At 69.0% G+C, this 21,478-nt stretch carries 22 protein-coding genes; 6 read left to right on the forward strand and 16 right to left on the reverse strand.

Annotation, left to right across the window (positions count from 1 at the left end; translation table 11 throughout):
* Window positions 1-15 precede the first annotated feature (15 nt).
* Window positions 16-726, reverse strand: coding sequence for an HAD family hydrolase (locus H0X90_RS27075; protein ID WP_077189320.1), 711 nt, complete (start codon window positions 724-726; stop codon window positions 16-18).
* Between the two features lie 249 nt (window positions 727-975).
* Between H0X90_RS27075 and H0X90_RS27080 the strand changes: the two genes are divergently transcribed.
* A complete protein-coding gene (locus H0X90_RS27080) occupies window positions 976-1,284 on the forward strand; it encodes a helix-turn-helix transcriptional regulator (protein ID WP_006496873.1) in 309 nt (102 codons plus the stop codon).
* Between the two features lie 80 nt (window positions 1,285-1,364).
* Entirely contained in the window at window positions 1,365-2,426 is a 1,062-nt protein-coding gene (locus H0X90_RS27085; protein ID WP_006484418.1) for an alkene reductase, read from the forward strand.
* An 18-nt stretch (window positions 2,427-2,444) separates the two neighbouring features.
* Here the strand turns inward: H0X90_RS27085 and H0X90_RS27090 are convergent, their stop codons facing one another.
* Together H0X90_RS27090 and H0X90_RS27095 are read right to left on the reverse strand one after the other, a co-directional pair.
* Window positions 2,445-2,972 carry a GNAT family N-acetyltransferase gene (locus H0X90_RS27090; RefSeq protein WP_077189319.1) on the reverse strand — a complete coding sequence of 176 codons (528 nt, stop codon included), beginning with the start codon at window positions 2,970-2,972 and terminating at the stop codon, window positions 2,445-2,447.
* Window positions 2,973-3,098: 126 nt separating this feature from the next.
* Complete coding sequence (locus tag H0X90_RS27095) at window positions 3,099-4,019, reverse strand: phosphatidylinositol-specific phospholipase C (RefSeq protein WP_153053958.1); 921 nt, start codon at window positions 4,017-4,019, stop codon at window positions 3,099-3,101.
* A 6-nt stretch (window positions 4,020-4,025) separates the two neighbouring features.
* Between H0X90_RS27095 and H0X90_RS27100 the strand changes: the two genes are divergently transcribed.
* On the forward strand, window positions 4,026-5,048 hold the full coding sequence (locus H0X90_RS27100) for a LacI family DNA-binding transcriptional regulator (RefSeq protein WP_058903277.1): 1,023 nt from the start codon (window positions 4,026-4,028) through the stop codon (window positions 5,046-5,048).
* Window positions 5,049-5,080: 32 nt separating this feature from the next.
* On the opposite strand, the gene H0X90_RS27105 is transcribed toward H0X90_RS27100, so the two are convergent.
* The 13 genes from H0X90_RS27105 to H0X90_RS27165 form a co-directional block, all read right to left on the reverse strand.
* Window positions 5,081-5,941 carry a carbohydrate ABC transporter permease gene (locus tag H0X90_RS27105; RefSeq protein ID WP_020979708.1) on the reverse strand — a complete coding sequence of 287 codons (861 nt, stop codon included), beginning with the start codon at window positions 5,939-5,941 and terminating at the stop codon, window positions 5,081-5,083.
* The gene (locus H0X90_RS27110; protein WP_006480925.1) at window positions 5,938-6,807 is read right to left on the reverse strand and encodes a carbohydrate ABC transporter permease; all 870 of its coding nucleotides are present in this window, start codon (window positions 6,805-6,807) and stop codon (window positions 5,938-5,940) included. Before H0X90_RS27110 ends, H0X90_RS27105 begins: the two co-directional genes overlap by 4 nt.
* 34 nt (window positions 6,808-6,841) lie before the next feature.
* The gene (locus H0X90_RS27115; RefSeq protein ID WP_077189318.1) at window positions 6,842-8,080 is read right to left on the reverse strand and encodes an ABC transporter substrate-binding protein; all 1,239 of its coding nucleotides are present in this window, start codon (window positions 8,078-8,080) and stop codon (window positions 6,842-6,844) included.
* A 299-nt stretch (window positions 8,081-8,379) separates the two neighbouring features.
* Window positions 8,380-9,588 carry a porin gene (locus H0X90_RS27120; protein WP_077189317.1) on the reverse strand — a complete coding sequence of 403 codons (1,209 nt, stop codon included), beginning with the start codon at window positions 9,586-9,588 and terminating at the stop codon, window positions 8,380-8,382.
* A 167-nt stretch (window positions 9,589-9,755) separates the two neighbouring features.
* Entirely contained in the window at window positions 9,756-10,694 is a 939-nt protein-coding gene (locus H0X90_RS27125; protein WP_006485599.1) for a helix-turn-helix domain-containing protein, read from the reverse strand.
* 69 nt (window positions 10,695-10,763) lie between these two features.
* Entirely contained in the window at window positions 10,764-11,363 is a 600-nt protein-coding gene (locus H0X90_RS27130) for a DUF3156 family protein (protein WP_077189316.1), read from the reverse strand.
* Complete coding sequence (locus tag H0X90_RS27135; protein WP_006493968.1) at window positions 11,360-12,862, reverse strand: APC family permease; 1,503 nt, start codon at window positions 12,860-12,862, stop codon at window positions 11,360-11,362. The genes H0X90_RS27130 and H0X90_RS27135 overlap by 4 nt, the downstream gene beginning before the upstream one ends.
* A 39-nt stretch (window positions 12,863-12,901) precedes the next feature.
* On the reverse strand, window positions 12,902-13,087 hold the full coding sequence (locus H0X90_RS27140) for a hypothetical protein (protein WP_124675239.1): 186 nt from the start codon (window positions 13,085-13,087) through the stop codon (window positions 12,902-12,904).
* Window positions 13,088-13,099: 12 nt separating this feature from the next.
* Window positions 13,100-14,440: an aspartate aminotransferase family protein gene (locus H0X90_RS27145; RefSeq protein WP_006483976.1), complete on the reverse strand. Its 1,341-nt coding sequence runs from the start codon at window positions 14,438-14,440 to the stop codon at window positions 13,100-13,102.
* 57 nt (window positions 14,441-14,497) lie between these two features.
* Complete coding sequence (locus H0X90_RS27150; protein WP_006496861.1) at window positions 14,498-16,000, reverse strand: aldehyde dehydrogenase family protein; 1,503 nt, start codon at window positions 15,998-16,000, stop codon at window positions 14,498-14,500.
* 219 nt (window positions 16,001-16,219) lie between these two features.
* The gene (locus H0X90_RS27155; RefSeq protein ID WP_077189315.1) at window positions 16,220-16,417 is read right to left on the reverse strand and encodes a hypothetical protein; all 198 of its coding nucleotides are present in this window, start codon (window positions 16,415-16,417) and stop codon (window positions 16,220-16,222) included.
* Between the two features lie 84 nt (window positions 16,418-16,501).
* On the reverse strand, window positions 16,502-17,236 hold the full coding sequence (locus H0X90_RS27160) for a LuxR C-terminal-related transcriptional regulator (RefSeq protein ID WP_077189314.1): 735 nt from the start codon (window positions 17,234-17,236) through the stop codon (window positions 16,502-16,504).
* 171 nt (window positions 17,237-17,407) lie between these two features.
* Window positions 17,408-18,286 (reverse strand): neutral zinc metallopeptidase, encoded by an 879-nt coding sequence (locus H0X90_RS27165; RefSeq protein WP_006483975.1) that lies wholly within the window; start codon window positions 18,284-18,286, stop codon window positions 17,408-17,410.
* Between the two features lie 406 nt (window positions 18,287-18,692).
* Here H0X90_RS27165 and H0X90_RS27170 point away from each other — a divergent pair, with 406 nt between their 5' ends.
* The 3 genes from H0X90_RS27170 (at window position 18,693) to H0X90_RS27180 (ending at window position 21,433) form a co-directional block, all read left to right on the forward strand.
* The gene (locus H0X90_RS27170) at window positions 18,693-19,484 is read left to right on the forward strand and encodes an SDR family NAD(P)-dependent oxidoreductase (protein ID WP_006496856.1); all 792 of its coding nucleotides are present in this window, start codon (window positions 18,693-18,695) and stop codon (window positions 19,482-19,484) included.
* Window positions 19,485-19,584: 100 nt separating this feature from the next.
* Window positions 19,585-20,634 carry a LysR family transcriptional regulator gene (locus H0X90_RS27175; RefSeq protein ID WP_077189313.1) on the forward strand — a complete coding sequence of 350 codons (1,050 nt, stop codon included), beginning with the start codon at window positions 19,585-19,587 and terminating at the stop codon, window positions 20,632-20,634.
* Between the two features lie 100 nt (window positions 20,635-20,734).
* The gene (locus H0X90_RS27180) at window positions 20,735-21,433 is read left to right on the forward strand and encodes a DUF4286 family protein (protein ID WP_077189312.1); all 699 of its coding nucleotides are present in this window, start codon (window positions 20,735-20,737) and stop codon (window positions 21,431-21,433) included.
* Window positions 21,434-21,478: the final 45 nt, after the last annotated feature.

The raw sequence follows: 21,478 nt of genomic DNA on the forward strand, positions 1-21,478 counted from the left end.
GTTGCCGAAAACGGGTCAGCCGGCCGGCTGCGCACCCGGTTCGGCGTCGGCGCACGCTTCGCCCGCTCGACGCTGCAGCTGCTGCACGATGCCGACCAGTTCGCCGATATGCGTCGCTACCGCCTGCTTGCCGGCACGCGCCCACGCGTCGAACGACGTCATCCCGCTCACCGCGCCGACGAACGGCATGCCGGCCCGCTCGGCCGCTTGCGCGTCCACCGCATGGTCGCCGACGTAGATCGCGGCGGCGGCGGGCAAACCGAGCCGCGCCAGTGCCTGCACGAGCCCTTCCGGGTCCGGCTTGTGGCGTTGCACGTCCTCCCCGCCGATCAACACGTCGACCATCGATTGCAAGCCGTTGCGTTCGAGAATCGCGTCGATCCGGTAGCGAAACTTCGACGACACGATCGCGACGGCAAGCCCTTGCTCGCGCAACGCCGCGAGCAGCGACGGCACTTCGGGATAGATGCGGGTGCCGGGCACCATGATCTCGTCGGCGCGCGCGACGAAGTGCCGCGCGAACGCATCGGCCCGCGCCGCCACGGTCTCGCCCGTCAACGAACGGAACATGTCCGGCAGCGGCAGTCCGATCACGGCGCCGATCTGCGCGGGTGTCGGGCCGGCGGCGTCGAGTTGATCCAGCGCGTACCGGGTGCATTCGATGATCGCGGCGGACGAATCCGCCAGCGTCAGGTCGAAATCGAATATGACGGCCCGAACCGACATGAAAGAACTCCGTAAGTAAAGCGCGATGCCACGTATGTTACGCGTGCGGCGAGATGAGATCGCCGACGAGATGACCTGAAACCGGGCGGCCGCGTTGAAGGCGCGTCGCCCGGCGTTGATCCGCCCCCAAGATCGCCGCACGCTATCAACCCCATTGCCGGTAGTGCTTACAAACATATCGTCAAAACACGATATATGATTCGCCCATCGACGATACCCGTCTGCCTGACCGAAACACCCAGCCTTTCCATGCCGACCGAACTCGACATCGACGCGATCCTGAAAGCGCTCTCGAACCCCGTGCGCCGGGAGATTCTCGTCTGGCTGAAAACGCCCGGCGAGCATTTCCCGCAGCAGACGCTGCCGTACGAACACGGCGTCTGCGCGGGCCAGATCGACGCGCGCTGCGGGCTGTCGCAGTCGACCGTCTCCGCGCACCTCGCGACGTTGCAGCGCGCGGGGCTCGTGACGTCGACGCGGATCGGCCAATGGGCGTTCTTCCAGCGCAACGAGGCCGTCATCGACGCATTTCACGACGCCCTGCGCCGCGAACTCTAGCCAACGGCCGAACCGGCCATGCGGGGCGCCATCGCACACGACGCGACGGCTTCCCGCCTTTCGTGAAGAGGTTATCTGCCATGCCCACGCTGTTCGATCCCGTTACCCTCGGCGACCTGACCCTGCCGAACCGCATCGTGATGGCGCCGCTCACCCGCTCCCGTGCGGGCGCGACGCGTGTGCCGAACGCGCTGATGGCGCGCTACTACGCCGAGCGCGCATCGGCCGGCCTGATCATTACCGAAGCGACGTCGGTCACGCCGCAAGGCGTCGGCTATGCCGACACGCCGGGCATCTGGTCCGACGAACAGGTCGAAGGCTGGAAGCAGATCACGCAGGCCGTGCATGCGGCCGGCGGGCGCATCGTGCTGCAACTCTGGCACGTCGGCCGGATCTCCGATCCGATGTTCCTGAACGGCGACCTGCCGGTCGCGCCGAGCGCGATCGCCGCGGGCGGCCACGTGAGCCTCGTGCGTCCGCCGCGCCCGTTCGTGACGCCGCGCGCCCTCGAACTCGACGAAATTCCGGGCATCGTCGCCGCGTACCGCAAGGGCGCCGAAAATGCGAAGGCAGCGGGCTTCGACGGCGTGGAAATTCACGGCGCGAACGGCTACCTGCTCGACCAGTTCCTGCAGGACAGCACCAATCGCCGCACCGATGCGTACGGCGGCCCGATCGAGAATCGCGCGCGCCTGCTGCTCGAAGTGGTCGACGCGGCGATCGACGTGTGGGGTGCCGGCCGGGTCGGCGTGCATCTCGCACCGCGCGGCGACGCGCATACGATGGGCGATTCCGATCCGGCGGCCACGTTCGGTTACGTCGCGCGCGAACTCGGTCGCCGCAAGATCGCGTTCATCTTCACGCGCGAATCGTATTCGGGCGACCAGTTGAGCCCGCGCCTGAAGGAAGCATTCGGCGGCCCGCTGATCGCGAACGAGCAGTTCACGCTCGACACCGCGCAGGCCGCGCTCGCGAACGGCAGCGCCGACGCGATCGCCTGGGGCAAGCTGTTCATCGCGAACCCGGACCTGCCGCGCCGCCTCGAAATCGGCGCGCCGCTCAACAAGCCGGTGCCGGAGACGTTCTACGCGGAAGGCGAAACGGGCTACACCGACTACCCGGCGCTGAGCGACGCGGCCTGACGGTAGGACGGCGCGGGTTCAGGCGCGCACGGCGGCACGCATGAACACGCGCTGCGTTTCGTCGAGACCGAGCGCGACGTGGTGCGCGCGGATCGCGCGCAGCGCGTCGTCGAGAGATGCGTCGTCGATGATGTGAAAACCGAGGCGCGCGTAATAAGGGGCGTTCCACGGCGCGTCGCGGAACGTCGACAGCACGACCTCGACGATGCCGTCTTGCGCGGCGCGCGTCATGATCCGCTCGATCAGGCGCGCGCCGATCCGCTGCCCCGCATGCGACGGCGCGACATCCAGTTCCTCCAGATACAGCCGCTGCGCATCGAGCAGCCGGTAGAACGCGAACCCGACGCACGTGCCTTGCGAATCGACCGCGACGTACGCGCGACCGTCGTCGATCCGCATGAGCACGGCAGCCGCATCGGTCGGCTCGCCGTCGGCGATGTCGGCCATGCCGACCTCGCGAAACCGCTGCGCGGCGGCCACTTCCACGGCGGCCATCGCGGCCGCGTCTTCCCGCGTGGCGGGGCGAATCAGGATCGATGCAGGCATGACGGCAATTCGGGCAGGCAGTCCGGGACGGCCGTCACTATAATCGAAACCTCATACGTATCGTCTAGAACGCCCGATCCACGGGGTTCGCCGGCCGCGGCAGCCCCGGCGACCCGCCGCCGCCCGCTAACAGCGAAACGCCTTGCGCCAGACGCCCTGCTCCGGCGTGCGAGCATTGCATTCGATCAGCGCGCGCACCAGCGCCCAGTCGTCGTCATCGCAGAAATCGAGCAGCATCGCGCCGTACGGGCCGCGCTGTTCGCGCAAGCGCTCCGCCAGTCGCGCATGAATGCCCGGCACGCGGCCATCGCCGTGTGCGACCACCGACGGATTCGCGCCCATCCCCGTTCCGCTGCAGAAATTGAGCGCCCAGCAGCCGCTGTCCGGCAGCGGCAGATGCGTCAGCAACGCGTCGATCGCACGCCATTTCCATGCGATCGATGCGGCCACCGGCACGCGATACTCGTCCTGAATCACGAACGCGCCGTCCGGATGGTCGATCGTGAACGTCGCGTTGTCGGGCCACGCGGTCAGGTCGATGCCGAGCGGCCGGCCGCTGCGAAAGCGCCGCAACAGCACGACCGCGCCGCGCACGTCGCCGAGCGTCGGCAGCGTGCCGCCGGCATGCCAGCGCAGCCGCGGATGCCGCGCGCGATGCGCGTCGAACGTCGCATCGAAACCGCGCGTGCACGCATGCGCCGGCCATTCGTCCTTCACCGACATCACGATGCATTCGCGCGGATGCGCATCGAGAAAGCGCGTACAGGTTGCCAGCACGTCGTCGAACGTCATGCCGAGCGCGATGCCGCCGTGATGGATGTCGAACGCATCGCGCACGTGCCGGCAGCGGATGTCGAGCAGCCGCACGCCATGCGCGAGCTGCGCCTCGAGCGGCGCGCGCTGCGTGCGCACGAGCAAATCGTCGACCGTATACGCACAGGTGTCATGGCTGCCCGGTAGGGTCAGCGTATGCAGCGGCCGCGCGTCGTCGAGCGCCGACATCCAGTCGGCAGGCGGCACGCACGTATCGTGGCTCGAAGGGATCATGAATCGATGAATGACAAGGAAAGAAAACCGTGGGTCACGGCGTCGGATGTCGCGGCGCGGGCCGGCGTCTCACGCTCCGCAGTGTCGCGCGCGTTCTCGCCGACGGCAAGCATCGCGCCGCAAACACGCGAACGCGTGATGGTCGCCGCGCGGGCGCTGGGCTACCAGGTCAACCTGATCGCGCGCGACATGATCACGCAGCGCAGCAGCATGATCGGCGTCGTGACGGCCGGATTCGAGAACCCGTTTCGCGCGCGGCTGCTGTCGGACCTGATGGCCACGCTCGGGCAGCGCGCGCTCACGCCGCTCGTGACCAATGCGGAAGACCCGCGCCAGATCCGGCAATCGCTCGAACAACTGCTCAGCTATCGGATCGCGGGCCTCGTGATGACGTCCGCGTCGCCGCCGCTGTCGGTCGCGCAGCAGTATCTCGAACACCGGATTCCGGTCGTGATGATCAACCGCGAAGCGAACCTGCCGGGCGCGGACGTGGTCGTCAGCGACAACGCGGCGGGCGCGGTCCACGCCGCGCAGCGGCTCGTGCGGGCCGGCGCGCGCCGGCTCGCGTTCGTCGGGCCGCGCGGCACGAGCTACAGCGCGCGGTCGCGCGCCGCGGCGTTCGAACAGGCGCTCGCGCAACGCGACGCATTCGACGCGACGCTCGTCCGCGTGCTCGACACGCCGTCCGACACCCACGCCGGCGGGATCGACGCGGCGCGGCAACTGTTCGCGACGGGCGAGCGGCCCGACGGCGTGTTCTGCTCGTCCGACCTGCTCGCGCTCGGCGTGATCGACGTCGCACGCCGAGAATTCGGCTTGCGCGTACCGGACGACCTGCGCGTGATCGGCTTCGACGACATCCCCGCCGCCGAGTACGACGCCTATCGGCTGACGACGCTGCGGCAGGACACGCGCGGCCTCGCGCTCGCGGCGATCGACCTGCTCGCGGACCGGCTGCAGACGTTCGACGGCCCGTCGCGCACGCGCGTCGTGCCGGTCATGCAGGTGGTGCGAAACAGCTGCGCGTGACGACGCAGGACCGGGCGCGGTCACCCCGCGCGTCACTTCAATCCGCCCGCGAACCCGCGCAACAGGTAGCGCTGCACGTAACCGGCCACGGCGAGCGTGGGCAGCGACGCCATCAGCCCCGCGCTCATCAGGTCGCCCCAGTCGATCCCGTTCTCCGTCACGTAGCCGGCGATCGCGAGCGGCAGCGTGAAGCGGCTCGGCGTCGACACGAACAGCAGCGCGATCAGGAATTCGTTCCAGGCCGCAATGAACACGAAGATCGCGGTCGCGATCAGCCCCGGCGCGCACAGCGGCAGCACGATCTGCACGAGCCGCCGCGCGAGCCCCGCGCCGTCGATGCACGCCGCCTCTTCGTACTCGATCGGGACGTCGCGCACGAACGCGAGCAGCATCCAGATCGCCATCGGCAATGCATAGATCTGATACGCGAGCATCAGGCCGAGCGTCGAATCGAGCAGGTGCAGCCGCTTCGCGAGCGCGAACAGCGGCACCGCGATCGTGATCGGCGGCATCAGCTTCAACGCCAGCACGAGCACCAGGAACAGCAGGTCGAGCCGCGCCGGAAACCGCAGCCGCACGAGCGCATACGCGGCCGGAAACGCGAGCGCCAGTGCGAGCAGCGTCGTGCCGAAGCCGACCAGCAGCGAATTGAACAGCGGCGCGCCGATACCGTTCGACCACACCGACGCAAAATGCTCGACGGTCGGCGCGGCCGGCCAGATCCGCAACGGATGATCGAGGCGTTCGAGCGTCGGCATGAAGGCCGCGCCGGCCATCCACAGGCACGGCAGCAGCAACAGTGCGAGCGCGACGATGCGCAGCGCCCACGGCACCGTTTGACCGAATGCGGCGCCCGTTCGGGCGCGCGGGATACCCATCGATCGCGTCGTCATGCGCGCCGCTTGCGAACCGTCTGCCATACGTACCCCGAGACCAGCAGCGCGGACGCCGCGAGCATCAGCACCGACGCGGCACTCGCCGGACCGACGTTGAAGAAGCGGAAGCCCGTGTCGTAGATATAGGTCGACAGCGTCTGCGTCGCGTTGCCGGGGCCGCCGCCCGTCAGCGCATAGACCTTGTCGAACAGCTTGAACGTGTCGATCGAGCGCAGCAGCAGCGCGAGGCCGATCTGCGGCGCGGCGAGCGGCAGCGTGATGTCGCGCAGGCACTGCCACTCGCTCGCGCCGTCGGTGCGCGCGGCTTCGTACAGTTCCTGCGGAATCGACTGCAGCCCGGCCAGCACGATCAGGAACGCCATCGGCGTCCACTGCCAGACGTCGACGAGCGCGAGCGACCACAGCGCGAGATGCGGATCGGACAGCCAGCGCACGCCTTCGATGCCGAACGCCGCGAGCAGCGCATTGAGGAAGCCGTCGAAGTTCAGCCAGTTGCGCCAGATCGCCGAGCACACGAGCGTGGACAGCATCATCGGCAGGATCGCGAGCGGCAATGCGATGCGCCGGCCCGGAAACGCGCGCACGAACAACAGCGCGAGACCGAAGCCGAGCGCGACTTCGGCGAGCGACGCGACGATCGTGAAGCGCAACGTGTTGCCGAAGCCGGCCGCGAACGCGTCGTCGCCGAGCACCGCGCGATAGTTCGCGAGCCCCGCGAACGCGCGGCGGCCGGCCGAGTAGTCGACCCGGCAGAACGAGTCGATCAGCACCTGCGCGACCGGATACAGCGCGAGCGCGGCGAGCACCAGCAGCGCGGGCCCGAGCAGCGCGACGAACGGCAGGCTGCGGCCGAACGCTTTCATGCGCGAGCTCCGGCCAGCGGATCGACGTGAGCCGTCACTTGCCAGCCGCGGCCGTCGCCTGCGCGATCTTCTGCTGCGCCTGGCGCAGCGCGGCGTCGGGCGCGGCCTGCCCCGTCAGCGCGAGCTGCAACTGATCGCCGAGAATGCTCTCGACCTGCTGCCAGTCCTTCACACGCGGCCGCGCACGGCCGGCCTCGAGCGCCTTCAGTTGATCGGGATACCAGCGGTACTGGCGCACCAGCGCCGGATCGTTGAACACGCTGCGGCGGGTCGGCGGAATGCCGATGCCGGCGAGGCGCGTCTGCGTGTCGCGCGCGGTGAGGTACGCGAGAAAATCCTGCGCGAGCTTCGCGTGCGGCGCGTCCTTCGGAATGCCCATCTGCCAGATGCCGAGCATCGGCGCCGGGCCCGCGGTCTGCCCCGGCGGCGGCTGCAGCGCGATCTGCCCGACCACGCGCGACTGCTTCGCGTCGTCGAGCGCCGGCACCCACGCCGGCCACACCTCGATCGACTGCGCGGCCGTGCCGCGTTGCAGCGCGTCGCGCACTTCCGCCGCGCCGTACACGTCGACGTCCTTCGGCGCGAACGCCTTCAGCGCGAGGAACGTCTTCAGCGCGGCCTGCGCTTCGCGCGAATCGATCGTCACGTTGCCGGCGTGGTCGAACACGTCGCCGCCGTACGCCCACAGGATCGGCAGGAAGCCCGTGACGACCGGGTTGCCCTTCGTGCCGCGGAACACGACACCCGACACGCTCTTGTCCGCGCCGCCGACGGTCTGCGCGATCTTCAGCACGTCGTCCCAGTTGCGCGGCGGTTGCAGCTTGTACTTCGCGAGCAGGTCCTTGCGGTACGCGAACATCTCGACGTTGCCGACGATCGGCAGCGCGTACAGCGCACCGGCCGCATTGCGGCCGAGCGCGACGGCGGACGGCACGAGATCGGCGTCCGCGAGCGCCGCGGGCAGCGACTTCAGCCAGCCGTTGCCGATGAATTCCGGCGCCCACGTGTCGTCCATCATCACGAGGTCGTACGCGCCGGTGCCTTCGCGCATCGACAGCTTGAGCTTCTGGTACAGGTTCGCGTTCGGCAGCTTGAGCAGCTCGATCTCGGTGCCCGGATGCAGCTTGTTGAAGCCGACGACGGCGTCGGCCAGGCCCTTGCCGTAGATGTCGTCGCGGCCCGCGATGACGAGATCCGCCGCGAAGGCGTGCGTGGCGGCAACGGATAGCGCAACGGCGGCGGACAGCGCGCGCAGGCGGCTCAGCAGGGTCATGTGGTCTCTCTCGATCGGCGTATGGAGCGGAACAATCATGCGTTGCACACGTGTGCAACGCCGGCGACGGGTCAAGTCGCCTGGAGCGTCGCCATTGTTCACGCAGACCGTGAAGGTATTGTGGCAAGCCGCAAGCCGGGCAACCTGACGCGCGGATGCCGTCGATCCGGGTCCATTCAGTCAAGCATACGGACGATTTTTTTCAAGCAAGGCTTTCCATCGATCGCCCGATGCCGCCCCATGCCCGTGAAGACCGCACGGCGGCACGCGACCGGCGTGCCACCGCCCGCCGTTCGAGGTCAAAAGTTCACACGAATCCCTGCCATCACCGCCAGCTGCCGGCTCGAATTGCTGTTCGCGAGCACCGGAATCTGCGCATAGTTGACCGCGTTGCCGCCCGCGTCGGTGCCGAGCCCCGTGCCGCTCGCGACCTGGCCGATCGCAACCGCATAGAGTGCGGTGCGCTTCGACAGGCTGTAGTTCGCGCCGACGTTCACCTGGTGGAACCGCGTCGTGCCGCGCCCGTCCGTATGCGCGGCGTTGAAGATGTACGCGACGCCGCCTTGCAGCGCCGGCGTGAACATGTATGTGACGTTCAGCTCGCCGATGTCGAACGTGAACGCCTGCGTGCGCGGCTGCGCGTCGGTCGAGAAATAGCGGCTGTCGCCGAGCCGCGTGTGCGTGTAGGTCAGCGCGACCGTCGCCGCGCCGAGCGTGACCGACCCGCCTGCGCCGAACGCGCGCATCGAGCCGGCATCCTGCAGCAGGCAGTACATCGCGCCCGGGTTGCTGCACGCGAAATCGCCGATATAGCCGCTCGCGCCGCCGAGCGCCGCGTCGAGCGGCTGGTGCAGGTCGAGGTAGCCGACCGAGAACGCCACCGGCGAGCGCGTGTACGTCGCGGCCACCGCATAGCCGCGCTTCGCGGAAAAATCGCCGGCCTGCCCGCCGAAGCTGAACGTGCCGCCGAACGTGAGGCCGTTGAAATCGGCGCTGGTGAACTTCACCGCGTTGTTGAAGTTGAACGCGGCATTCAGGTTGTCGACGTCGCCGAGATGCGAGCCGTACGGCGTCGCCCAGTTGTTGCTCGATACGTACGCGCCGAGCATGTCGGTGTACGAGTCGTACTGGCGGCCGAGGCCGAGCGTGCCGATTCCGTCCTGGCGCAGCCCGACCCATGCCTGCCGGCTGAATGCGGTGCCGCCCTGCAGCGCCTGCCCGTTCGCGGACAGGAACTGCTGCTCGAGTGTAAACACCGCGTTGAGGCCGCCGCCGAGCGGCTCGGCGCCCTGGAAGCCGAAGCGGGACGGCACGAGGTTGCCGCCGCCCATCTGCCAGGCATGGCCGCCGCCCGTGCTGCCGTCGACGCGTGTGAACTGCTGGTTCGTCGAATAGATGATGCCGGTGTCCACGGTGCCGTACAGCGTCACGCTCCCCGAAGTCTGCGCGTGTGCGTGCAGGCAGCCCAGCATGGCCGCGGCTGCGGTCAGTCGTCGTCCGTTCTTCATGTCCCGCCCCTCTGTGATCATCGATTCGTAGTGCGAACCGATGGTGTTTTCGATATGGGTGACAGGACTTTATCCAGCGAAAATTCCGGACCTCTATCGCAAATCGGCAAACGGTGGGGGGTGCGACCCGCGACGACGCCGGGCGGCGCCGTCGCGATGCGCGTGCGTCATTCGGGACGCGTGGTCTGGGAAGGCAGCTCGCCGAACAGGTCGCGATACTCGCGCGCGAAATAGCCGAGGTGCGTGAAACCCCAGCTCGCGGCGGCTTCGCCGACGCCGAGTTGCTGCGCCGATGTCGTGCGCAGCAGGCGACGCACCGCGTTCAGCCGGATCGTGCGCAGGTAGCCAACCGGCGTGACGTCGGCCACGCGCTGGAAGCTCGTTTGCAGCGTGCGGCGGCTGCAGCGCAGCGCGCGACACAGTTCGAGCACGGTGACGGGTTCTTCGGGCCGGTCGCGCAGATGCTTCTCGCAGCGGCTGACGATATCGCTGTAGGTGGCGTGCGTGATGTCGCGGCGCTCGACGCCGATACCCTGTTCGAGCGCATCGAGGAACATGCCGAGCATCGCGTCGCGAAACATCTTGCGGGTCGCCGCGTATTCGAGGCAGCCCGGGTTGCGCTGGGCCTCGTCGATCAGCGCCGACAGCCGCACGCCGAGCGCGACGCCCTGCGCGTCGGACAGCCGCGTCACGTGCCGCAGCCGGCGCGCGCCGGCCGCGCCGAATTCGGCTTCGCACAGCTCGTCGACCATGTCGGACGCCGCGCTGATCCCGACGAGCCCCATCCCTTCCGGCGTGTGGAATTCGAAATCCTCGCCGGCGCGCAGCGCGAGCAGCGCATAGCCGTCGACCGGCTGGCCCTGGAACGTGCCCGCGAGCGGCACGGACAGCGGCACCGCGAGCGACGTGCGCGCGACCGGTGCGAGCCCGGTTTGCGCGACGCGCCGGTTGGTCGTTTCGCGGAAGAAGTGGAAATCGTCGTACAGCACCTGCGTGACGGTGCCCTTGAAGCGGCCCGGCGTCATCTGACGGTAAACCTGATGCCAGCCCGCGATCGCGAGCCCGTGATCGTGCACGTCTTCGTGTGAGCGTGACTGGAACAGCATCGGCATCTCCGGTAAAACCCTGATTCCTGGATGCGGCCGCCGGGTTTGCGCGGCACGCATCGCCACAGCTTACCCTCGCAAAATCCCGTGTAGTGCGGTTTCGAACGCAAGACAGGCCGCCGACAGCGCGGCGGCCTGCTCGTCGATCAGCCTGACGTAGCGGCGAAACGACGGCATCCGGTTCACGATCTCGCTGCCGCCGAACGGCACGATCGCGAGCGTCCAGCGGCCGTCGCGGGCAACGCCGCCGTGTGCGTCGATGACGCAGTCGGTCAGGTGCAGCGGCCGCAGCGCGTCGGCCAGCGACGGCTCGGTGAGCAGCGCGGCCAGCGTGTCGATGAAGACCCGGTCGCATCCGGGTCCGGGCACCGCATCGACGCCCGTGCGGCGCAGCCAGCCGGTCTGCCGCACGCGCGCGCGGCCCTGTGCGGCCGGGCCGTTGGCGGCTATCGTCACCTTCACGCTGACCGTATGCATCAGGAACTGGCGCTCGACGCGCTCGTCGACGCTCACATGCACGCCGTTCGGCAGCCGCGCCGTGGCGCCGCCCACATCCGTATCGCGCACGGCCCGCAGGTCGGCGAGCACGCGCGCGGCGATCGCGCCGGGCCGATGGCCGGGCGGCGGCACATCGGGCGCCGCGCGCCGCGGGGCAAGCGCGGCCTTCACGACGCGACGTGCTCGTTGCGCAGCACGTCCTCGACCGGCACCGGCCTGAACGGATGCCGGCGCTGCACGACGAGCGTCCAGAACAGCGCGTACAGCGCGGTGAGCCCGAGCATCGCGCCGAACGGCACGTAGATGTCGCGCGGGTTCATGCCGGGCGGCGTGATGTACCAGATCGCGAGCACGATGCCGACGCTCGACACGATCTGCGGCAGCGGGAACAGCGGCGAACGGTACGGCCGCGGCAGGTCCGGGCGGCGGATGCGCAGCATCACGACCGACGCGGTGACGAGCAGGTACGCGGTGCCCCACGCGCAGGTCGCGGCGAGCACGAGATGCAGGATGCTGTCGAGATTGCCGTTGATCAGCCACGCATGGAAGATCGGCACGATCGCCGCCGCGACGATGCCGACCACCGGCGTCTTGAAACGCGGATGCAGGTACGCGAAGCAGCGCGGCAACGCGCCGTCGATCGCCATCCCGTACAGGATGCGCGGCAGCCCGGCCATCAGCGTGTTGATCGTCGCGGCGCCCGCGCACAGGAACGCGATGCCGAACCACACGCGGCCGAACGGCCCGAGCACCTGCAGCGCGAACGCGGGAATCGCGCCCGGCGTGTCGAGCAGGTGCGTGAGGCCGTCGGGGCTCACCGGCACGTTCGCGACCTGGCGGCGGATCGCCGCGCCGTACAGGAACATGCAGATCGCGACGCCGACGAGGCCGAGCGCCATCGCGCGCGGAATCGTGCGGCCCGGCGCCTTCATTTCCGGCGCGAGCGGCGTGACGAACTCGCAGCCGACGAACATGAACATCGCCATCCCGACCAGCGACAGCACGGCCGGAATCGACGTGCCGACTTCCGAGCCGCCGAACCAGCCGTCGAGATGCACGGCCGGCGCGGCCGCGAGCCCGAGGATCCCGAAGATCATCAGCGACAGCCACATGCCGGCCGTCAGCACGATCTCGAGCTTGCTGAACACCTTGATGCCGATGATGTTGGTGATCGCGAACGTGACCACGAGGCCGACGCCGACGAGCCACGAGCTGTTGTGCTGCTCGAACGCGGCGTTCAGCGATTCGAAATTCACGAGCGCCATGATGCCGCTCAGGATCGTCTCCGCCGTGCCGGCGAACACGTGCACGAGGAAATACGCGGAAATCGTGCCGGTGATCGCCCAGAAGCGGCCGAGCCCGCACGACAGGTAATCGTAAACCGAGCCGGCCGTCGGCAGCATCGCGGCGGCTTCGGAGAACGTGGTGGCCTGCGCCTGCATCATCACGAACGCGATGATCATCGCGACCGCGAACGCCCAGCCGCCCATCCCGAAGCCCGACGTCGCGGTGAGGATCACCGGGCTCGCCATGATGAGCCCGACGGCGCTCGCCAGCGCGGTCGGAAAACCGACCGCCCCCGCCTTCAACGCGGTGCCGCCGCCCGCTTCAGCCGGCGAGCCGCCAGGCGTATCGCCCGCGGCGCCGGTCACTCCTGACCATCCCGACATCGTTGTCTCCTTCGTAGGTTGGCCCGAACCGGCGCTTCGTCAGCTGCCGGGGGCCAGATGCTCTGCGGTCGGCCCCGGTCGGCGCTTCAGCGCTTCGATCCCGGGCCCCTGTCGATCACGGCGTGATCCGATGTCGAAAAAATACGCAGGCAAAATAATCCGGTCATAGCGCAAATCGGCAAACCCGCGACGGCGTTCCCCCTTCCGCCGCGGATTGGCCGTCATGCGATCACGCCGTTACGCGAACGGCACGGCCTCGAAGCCGGCCGCGAGCGCGTCGACGATCCGGTCGAGCTGTTCGCGCTGGATCACGAGCGGCGGCGACAGGATGATCTTCGTGCCGACCGGGCGCACCAGCACGCCGTTCTCGCGCGCGACTTCCGCGACCGCGTTCGCATAGCCCGACAGCGGATCGATCGGCTCGCGCGTGTCCTTGTTCGCGACGAGGTCGAGCGCGAGCATCAGCCCCTTGCCGCGCACCTCGCCGACCGCCGCGAAGCGCTCCGCGAACGGCTGCAGCGCTTCGAGCAGATACGCACCCTGCTTCGCCGCATTTGCCGGCAGGTCCTCCTTCACGACGATGTCGAGGCTCGCGATCGCGGCCGCGCATGCGACCGGATGGCCGGCGTACGTGTAGCCGTGCATGATCGCCCCGCCGAAATCGGCATTCGCGGCGAACGCATCCTCGATCCGCGCGTTCACGACCGTCGCGCCGAGCGGCACGTAGCCCGACGAAATGCCCTTCGCCAGACACATGATGTCCGGGCGCACGCCCCAGCCGCGACTGCCGAACAGGCAGCCGCTGCGGCCGAAGCCGGTCACCACTTCGTCGGCGATCAGCAGCACGCCGTAGCGGTCGCACACCTCGCGCACCAGCGGCCAGTAATTGGCCGGCGGCACGATCACGCCGCCCGCGCCCTGAATCGGCTCCGCGATGAACGCGGCGACCGTGTCGGGGCTCTGGAACTGAATCTCGCGCTCCAGCATTTCCGCGCAGATCCGGCCGAGTTCCTCCGGGTCCTGCGTGAACGGGTTGCGGTACAGCCACGGCGTCTCGACGTGGAAGCAGCCGGGCAGGTTCGGTTCGTAGTTGCGGCGGAACACCGTGTTGCCGTTCACCGACGCGCCGCCGAAGTGCGTGCCGTGATAACCCTGTTTCAGCGAGATGAACTTCGTGCGATCGGCCTGGCCGCGCACCTTCCAGTACTGGCGCGCGATCTTCAGCGCGGTCTCGATCGCATCGGAGCCGCCCGAGCTGTACAGCACGCGGCGCATCCCTTCCGGTTCGAGCAGGTCGATCACCTTCTTCGACAACTCCTCGGCGCGCGGATGCGAAATGCCGTCGAACAGCTGGAAGTATTCGAGTTCGTCGAGCTGGCGCACGATCGCGTCCTTCACTTCCTGGCGGTTGTGACCGACGTTCACGTTCCACAGGCCCGCGACGCCGTCGACGAGCTTGCGCCCCGCCTCGTCGAACACGTAGCAGCCGTCGCCGCGCACGATGCGGATCGGCTTGCGCTGTTTCATCTCGTTCGGGTGCAGCATCGGGTGCCAGAATTTCGCTTCGTTGTAGCTCATTGCAGTCTCCACTGTCGGATCGTTGAATCGGGTTCGTTCGGGTTCGAGCGTCGCGCGTCAGTGCGCGATGCAGACGGATTTGGTTTCGGTGAAGCCTTCGATCGCGTACTGGCCGAATTCGCGACCGATGCCCGATTGCTTGTAGCCGCCGAACGGCATCGACGGATCGAGCGGAATATGGCAGTTCACCCACACCGTGCCGGCCTCGATCTGCGGCACGAGGTTCATCACACGTTTCAGGTCGTTGCTCCAGACGCTCGCGGCGAGGCCGTACGGCGACGCGTTCGCGAGGCGCACCGCGTCGGCCGCGTCGTCGAACGGCACGACCACGATCACCGGGCCGAACACCTCGTCGCGCACGATCGCGCTGTCCGGATGCGGATCGGCGATCACGGCCGGCTTCACGTAATAGCCGGGCAGATCGTCGGCCGGCGTGCCGCCCGCGAGGAACGTGAGGCCCGCGCGGCGCGCGCCTTCGATGTGCTGGACGACCTTGTCGCGATGGTGCGCGGACACGAGCGGGTTGATCTGCGCGGTGGTGTCGAGGCCCGCGCCGAGCTTCATCGACCGCGCGACGCCCGCGAGGCCGTCCGCGAGTTGCGCGAACTTGCTGCGATGCACATAGATGCGCGACGCGGCCGCGCACACCTGCCCCTGGTTGAAGAACGCGCCGGCGGCGACGCCGTCGAGCGCCTGCGCGACGTCGACGTCGTCGAGCATCACGATCGGGTTCTTGCCGCCGAGCTCCAGCGAGAAGCGCGTCATGTTCTGCACGGCCGCCGCGCCGACCAGCTTGCCGGTCGCGGTCGAGCCCGTGAACGAGATCTTCGCGATCGACGGGTGGCTGGCGAGCGCCGCGCCGCAGACGCGGCCGCCCGTGACGACGTTGAACACGCCGGGCGGCACGCCGGCCTCGCGCGCGAGTTCGGCGAGGCGCAACGCGGTGAGCGGCGTTTCCGGCGACGGCTTCAGCACGATCGTGCAGCCGGCCGCGAGCGCGGGAACCAGCTTCCACACCGCGATCATCAGCGGGAAATTCCACGGCACGATCGCGGCGACCACGCCGACCGGCTCCTTGCGCGTATAGGCCGTATAGCGCGCGCCGGGCGGAAACGGGATCGACACGTCGAGCGTCTGGCCGGTGATCTTGGTCGCCCAGCCGGCCATGTAGCGCACGTATTCGACGCTCGCGCCGACTTCGATCGCACGCGACACGTGAATCGACTTGCCCTGGTTCAGCGTTTCGAGCTGCGCGAGCGTTTCGGCGTCGGCTTCGATCAGGTCCGCGAGTTTCAGCAGGATGCGTTCGCGGTCGGCCGGCCGCAGCCCGCTCCACACGCGCGCGTCGAACGCATGTCTGGCGCTGGCGACCGCGCGGTCGACGTCGTGTGCGTCGGCGTCCGCGACGGTGGCGAGCCGCTCGCCCGTCGCGGGGTCGTACACGTCGAGCCGCGCGGCCGCGTGCGCGGGCTGCATGGCGCCGTCGATGAAGAGGCCGAAATCGCGCGCAACGAAGGTGCGCACGGTGTCGCTGACGGCGACGAAGTTCGTGTTGCTCATGGGCGTCTCGTTGATTGTCGTGGCTGGACCGCGTGCGGGCGAGGCACGCGGGCGTCGGACCACTGTATCGACGAGGGATCACGCCCGGTGAGCGCAAATTGGCAGCGCGTGGCGCGCGGTAGCGGGTTCGAGCCCGCGACGCGGCCCGCGGGCGACGTGCGCGATCCGCCGGGGGCTGCCGTGGTTTGGATGCCGGACCGGGGTCCGGTCATTGAATCGTCAGTTTCTGAAACCGTGCGCCATCGACGCGAGGAAGTCGTACGCCTGGTAGTCCAGCCAATACACGCCGAGCGCAAGCGGGATCAGGAAGTACAGCGAGTCGTAGGTTCCGCTTCTGACCGTCCTGACGATGAAGATCGGCAGCGCGACGCTCAACGCGATGACCAAAATCGAAGCGGCAATGATCGCGACGCCCATGTTCCCGGCCCTTTTCTTGAATTGTTATCGATACGACGAGCGCGCATGGTACTGCACGATCTCGCGGGCCAGCTTGCAGAACGATTACAGGAACAGCGCGCCGACCAGCTCCGTGCGATTCGACACGCCGAGCTTGCGGTACATGCGCATCAGGTGGGTCTTGATCGTCGGTTGTCCGAGCGCGAGATCGCGCGCGATTTCCTTGTTCGAGCAACCGTCGCGCACGAGCCGCGCGATCTGCTCCTCGCGGTAGGTCAGCCGTTCCTCGCAACCGATCCGGTGGATCCCGCGCCCGGCGCGCAGCAGCGGGCCCAGCGCGGCTTCGGCGACAGGCTGCAGCCGCGCGAGTGCGTCGATCTCGCCGGGTGCGAAGCGTCCTGCCGTACCGTTGCCGGTGCGATTCGCGTCGCCCATGCCGAAGCGCAGCAGCGAAAACGCGCCGACCGTGCGGCCCGCGTCGCGCAGCCAGATCTCGACGACGTCGGCCACGTCGTGCCGCCGCAGAAAACGGGTCCAGTACGCGGATGCGTCACGTCGCTCGTCCGGCAATTGGGACGCGAGCGTGACGACCGCGCGGTCGCCCGCCGCGCAGCGCGACGGGTGCAGCGGATCGAGCATCCGGTAGCGGGCGACATAGGTGCGGTGCATCGATTCCGGCATCCCGAACAGCTCGAAATCGGCCGGTTCGCCGCTCTGGTCGAGCCGGTAGAACACGATCGCCGACGGGCTCGCGAACGCATCGAACGCGTCCACGCACGCGCGCAGCGCGCGTGGCCAGTCGGCGGGAGCGTGGTCGGCGGGAACGGATGAGGTCGGCATCGGAAATCGGCTGGGTGGCGAACGCGTCGAATTTCAACGTCCGGGCCAGCCTACCGGCGCCGAAAAGCGCCGGTGAGCACAAATCGGCAAATCGTCCCGGGCCGGCCAGGTGGCCTGTTCAGCCTGTTCAGCCGGGACGATGCCGGCGCGCGACGGTGCGCGCGCCTGGCTTCAGCGTGCGTTCGCGGCGAACGTGTCGCAGGCGCTCACCTCGCCCGACTCCATCCCGCGCCGCAGCCAGTACACGCGCTGCTCGCTGGTGCCGTGCGTGAAGCTTTCGGGCACGACGTAGCCCTGCCCTTGCTGCTGCAGCCGGTCGTCGCCGATCGCCGCGGCGGCCTTCAGTCCCTGCTCGAAGTCGCCGGGTTCCATCAACCGCTGGTTCGCGCGCTGCGCGTTGTTCGCCCACACGCCGGCAAAGCAGTCGGCCTGCAGCTCCATCCGCACCGACAGCGCATTCGCGCGCGCCTGGCTCGAGCGCCGGCGCGCGGCGTCGACCTTGTCGGCAATACCGAGCAGGTTCTGCACGTGATGGCCGACTTCGTGCGCGATCACGTAGGCCTGCGCAAAGTCGCCGCCGGCGCCGAAACGCTTGCGCAGTTCGTCGTAGAAGCCGAGATCGATGTACACGTTGCGGTCGCCCGGGCAGTAGAACGGCCCCATCGCGGTCTGGCCGGTGCCGCACGCGGTCGGCGTCGAGTTCGTGAACATCACGAGCTTCGGCGGTTCGTACTGCGCATGCAGCTGCGTGTTGAACACGCCCGTCCACGTGCGTTCGATGTTGCCGAGCACCTTGCGCGTGAACACCGCGCCGGCGTCGTTCGCCGGTGCGCCCTGGTGCTGGGTCGGCGCGGGCTGCGCCTGCTGCTGGCGGCCCTGCAGCGCCGATGCACCTTCGAGCACGACGCGCGGGTCGATTCCGAAGAAATACGAGGCAGCCAGCGCGATCACGATCGTGCCGATGCCGATCGTCGCGCGCCCGCCGCCGAACCCGCCGGCGCCGCGTCGATCCTCGACGTTCGTGCTTTCCCTTTCGTCGTCCAGCCTCATTGCCGGCCCCTCCCTGTTCTTTTGTCGATGGTCCGATCGCGCCAGCGCGCAACCGGGCGATACGCCGTGGCGACACGCTCCGTCGGCAGACGCGATACCTGCGCATCGAACGCCTGCTCGCGCCATTGCCGGCCGCGCCATTCGTACGACGGAATCGCGGCCGACGCGCCGCCCGTCGCTGCGCGCCCGCCCGCGCTATTTTGCCGGGCTTTCGTGGCTTATCGCAAAAATGTGGAGGATAGAGCGATTCGGCGTCGGACATCGTCAGCCTTTGCAAAATGGGCCAAGGCCACCGTGCCCGCCACGCCCGGCCGTTCGGGCGACCCGCGTTCATCCTTTCGGTGGATACCGGCGCGCGCCGGCGCCGCCTAAAGTGGCCGGAACGCCCCCCTTTCCGGAGAACGACATGACGCACCCGCCCCCCCGCACGATCGCCATTACCGGCGCCGGCACCGGCATCGGCGCCGCCTGCGCGCGCCGCTTCGCCCGCCGCGGCGACCGCGTCGTGCTGATCGGGCGCCGCCAGGCGCCGCTCGACGCGCTGGCTGCCGAAACGGGGGGCCTCGCGCTGGCCGGCGACGCCGCGAGCGCCGCCGACTGGGCCGGCTTCCTGCCGCGCATCGCCGCACGCTTCGGCCGCGTCGATGCGCTTGTCGCCTGCGCGGGCGGCCACGGCATCGGCCGCGCGGACGAAACCGACGACGCGCAGTGGCGCGCTGCGATGCATGCGAACCTCGACACCGCATTCGTCAGCGCGCGCGCGTGCCTGCCCGACCTGATCGCGCAGCGCGGCAATATCGTGCTGGTCGCGTCGATCGCGGCGCTCGCGGCCGGGCCCGGCGTATGCGGCTACACGGTCGGCAAGCACGCGCTGCTCGGCCTGGCGCGATCGCTCGCGCGCGACTACGGTCCGCACGGCGTGCGGGCGAACGCCGTCTGCCCGGGCTGGGTCCGCACGCCGATGGCCGACGCGGAAATGGAGCCGCTGATGGCCGCGCACGGCGATTCGCTCGACGGTGCGTACGCCCGCGTCAGCGCCGACGTGCCGCTGCGGCGCGCGGCCGATCCCGACGAGATCGCGGCCGTCTGCGCGTTCCTGGCGTCGCCGGACGCGTCGTTCGTGACCGGCGCGACGCTCGTCGCGGACGGCGGCGCGATGGTCGTCGACGTGCCGACGCTCGCGTTCGACCGGCTTTGACGCCACCCGAACGTGCGGCGCGTGCGTGCGCGCTTCCGAATCCGTTAACATCGTCCCGATCCGCCGCCTGGCGCGGCACCGCCTCACCGTTCGGAATTCGATGAACATCCGGTTTCTGGAAACCTTCGTCTGGCTCGCGAAGCTGGAAAACTTCCGGCTCACGGCCGAGAAACTGCATACGACGCAGGCTGCCGTGTCGAGCCGCATCGCATCGCTCGAGGAAGCGTTCGACGTGCGCCTGTTCGACCGCAACACGCGCTCGGCCACGCTCACGCCGGCGGGCCGGCGCATGCTGGCCTACGCGGAGCGGATCGTGCGGCTCGATGGGGAAATGCGGCGCGACATCGACGCGGCCAGCGATGCGGGCCTGATCCGGATCGGCGTGATCGAATCGATCGTGCACAGCTGGTTTCCCGCGCTGATGGCGCAACTGCGCGAGCGCTATCCGCGCCTCGACGTCGAGATCACGAGCGACACGACGCTGCATCTGATTCGCCTGCTCAGCACCGACGGCGTCGACCTGATCCTGCAGACCGACCCGGTGCCGGGCCCGGACTTCACGAACCTGCCGCTGTGCGAATTCCCGGTGCGCTGGGCCGCGAGCCCGCGCCTCGGGCTCGGCGGCCAGCCGCTCGACGTCGCGCGGCTGGCCGGTTTTCCGATCATCAGCTTCTCGCGCCATTCGGGGCCGCACGCGACGATCGAGCGGCTGTTCGCGGCGGTCGAACGGCCGGCCAGCATCAACTGCATCACGTCGGTCGCGGCGATGATCCGCCTCGTCGCCGACGGCTTCGGCGTGGCCGCGCTGCCGCCGGCGATCATCGGGCGCGAGCTGCACGAAGGTACGCTCGAACTGCTCGACGTCGCGCCCGAATTCCCGCCGCTGCCGCTCGTCGCGACTTACCGCAGCCAGGGGCTGCCGGTCGCCGCGCGCATCGCGGAACTCGCGAGCGAAGTGGCGCGCGCGATGGCGGCTGCCGGGAATCTCACGAAGCCGGCCGCCGAGCGCGTCGACGCAACGCTCGTCGATGCAACGCCCCCGCGCAAGGCGACCACGACAAAGACGAACGCACCGACGACAACGAAGCGCACGACGAAGGGGGCTCCGCCTGCCGCGCCCGCCGCAAAACGACGCCCACGCCGCTCATAAGAAAACCTGTTCACCGCGAATTTGTTTTCTTGTTGGACGGCCGCGCCCCGTCTTCGGGACACTGCAGTTCCTGCCCCACCGCGTCACGAGGAACCCCGCAATGACCCGCCTTTCCCTTCCGCACGGCCAGCTTTGCGTCTGGACGGATATCGACCCCGCGCACGAAGCCGATTTCAACGCGTGGTACGACCGCGAGCACATGCAGGAGCGTGTCGCGATTCCCGGCTTCACGCATGCACGACGGTTTCGTGCGACCGACGGCGGCCCGCGCCGATACCTCGCGCTGTACGTGACGGACGCGCTCGACGTGTTCCGCGGCGATGCGTACCGGCGCGCGTTCACGCAGCAGACCGCGTGGTCGCTCGCGAACTTCGAGCGCATGACGGGTACGCAGCGGCGCGTCGGCGAGCTGACGATCGAGGCCGGCGACGGCGAAGGCGCCCATCTCGCGCTGTTCGTGCTGCCGCCGGACCGCATCGACGTGCCGCACCTGCGCGCACGCTTCGACGCCGCACTGCAGGAACCCGGCATCCACGCCGCGCGGCTCTTCCGTACGTCACCGGACCTGTCCGCACCGATCGGCGCCGCTGCCGCCGCCCGCCCGGCCGCCGATGCGCTGGTGCTGATCGAAGGCAGCGACGCAACGGCCACGCGCCGCGTCGCCGCCACGCTCGCCGGACACGACGACGTGCGCACCTTCGACCTGCTGTGGCGCGCCGCCGCGCCGCTGCCGGCCCAGCGATGCGACGTCGAAGCCGAAACGGCCGCCGCCGCGACCGCTGCCGCCCTGCCTGCCTGAACGCTCGACGCCGCCGCCCACGCCGGCCCGCGCTTCATCCCGTCA

The sequence above is a fragment of the Burkholderia sp. 9775_39 genome, assembly GCF_015712225.1.
Classification (GTDB): domain Bacteria; phylum Pseudomonadota; class Gammaproteobacteria; order Burkholderiales; family Burkholderiaceae; genus Burkholderia; species Burkholderia cenocepacia.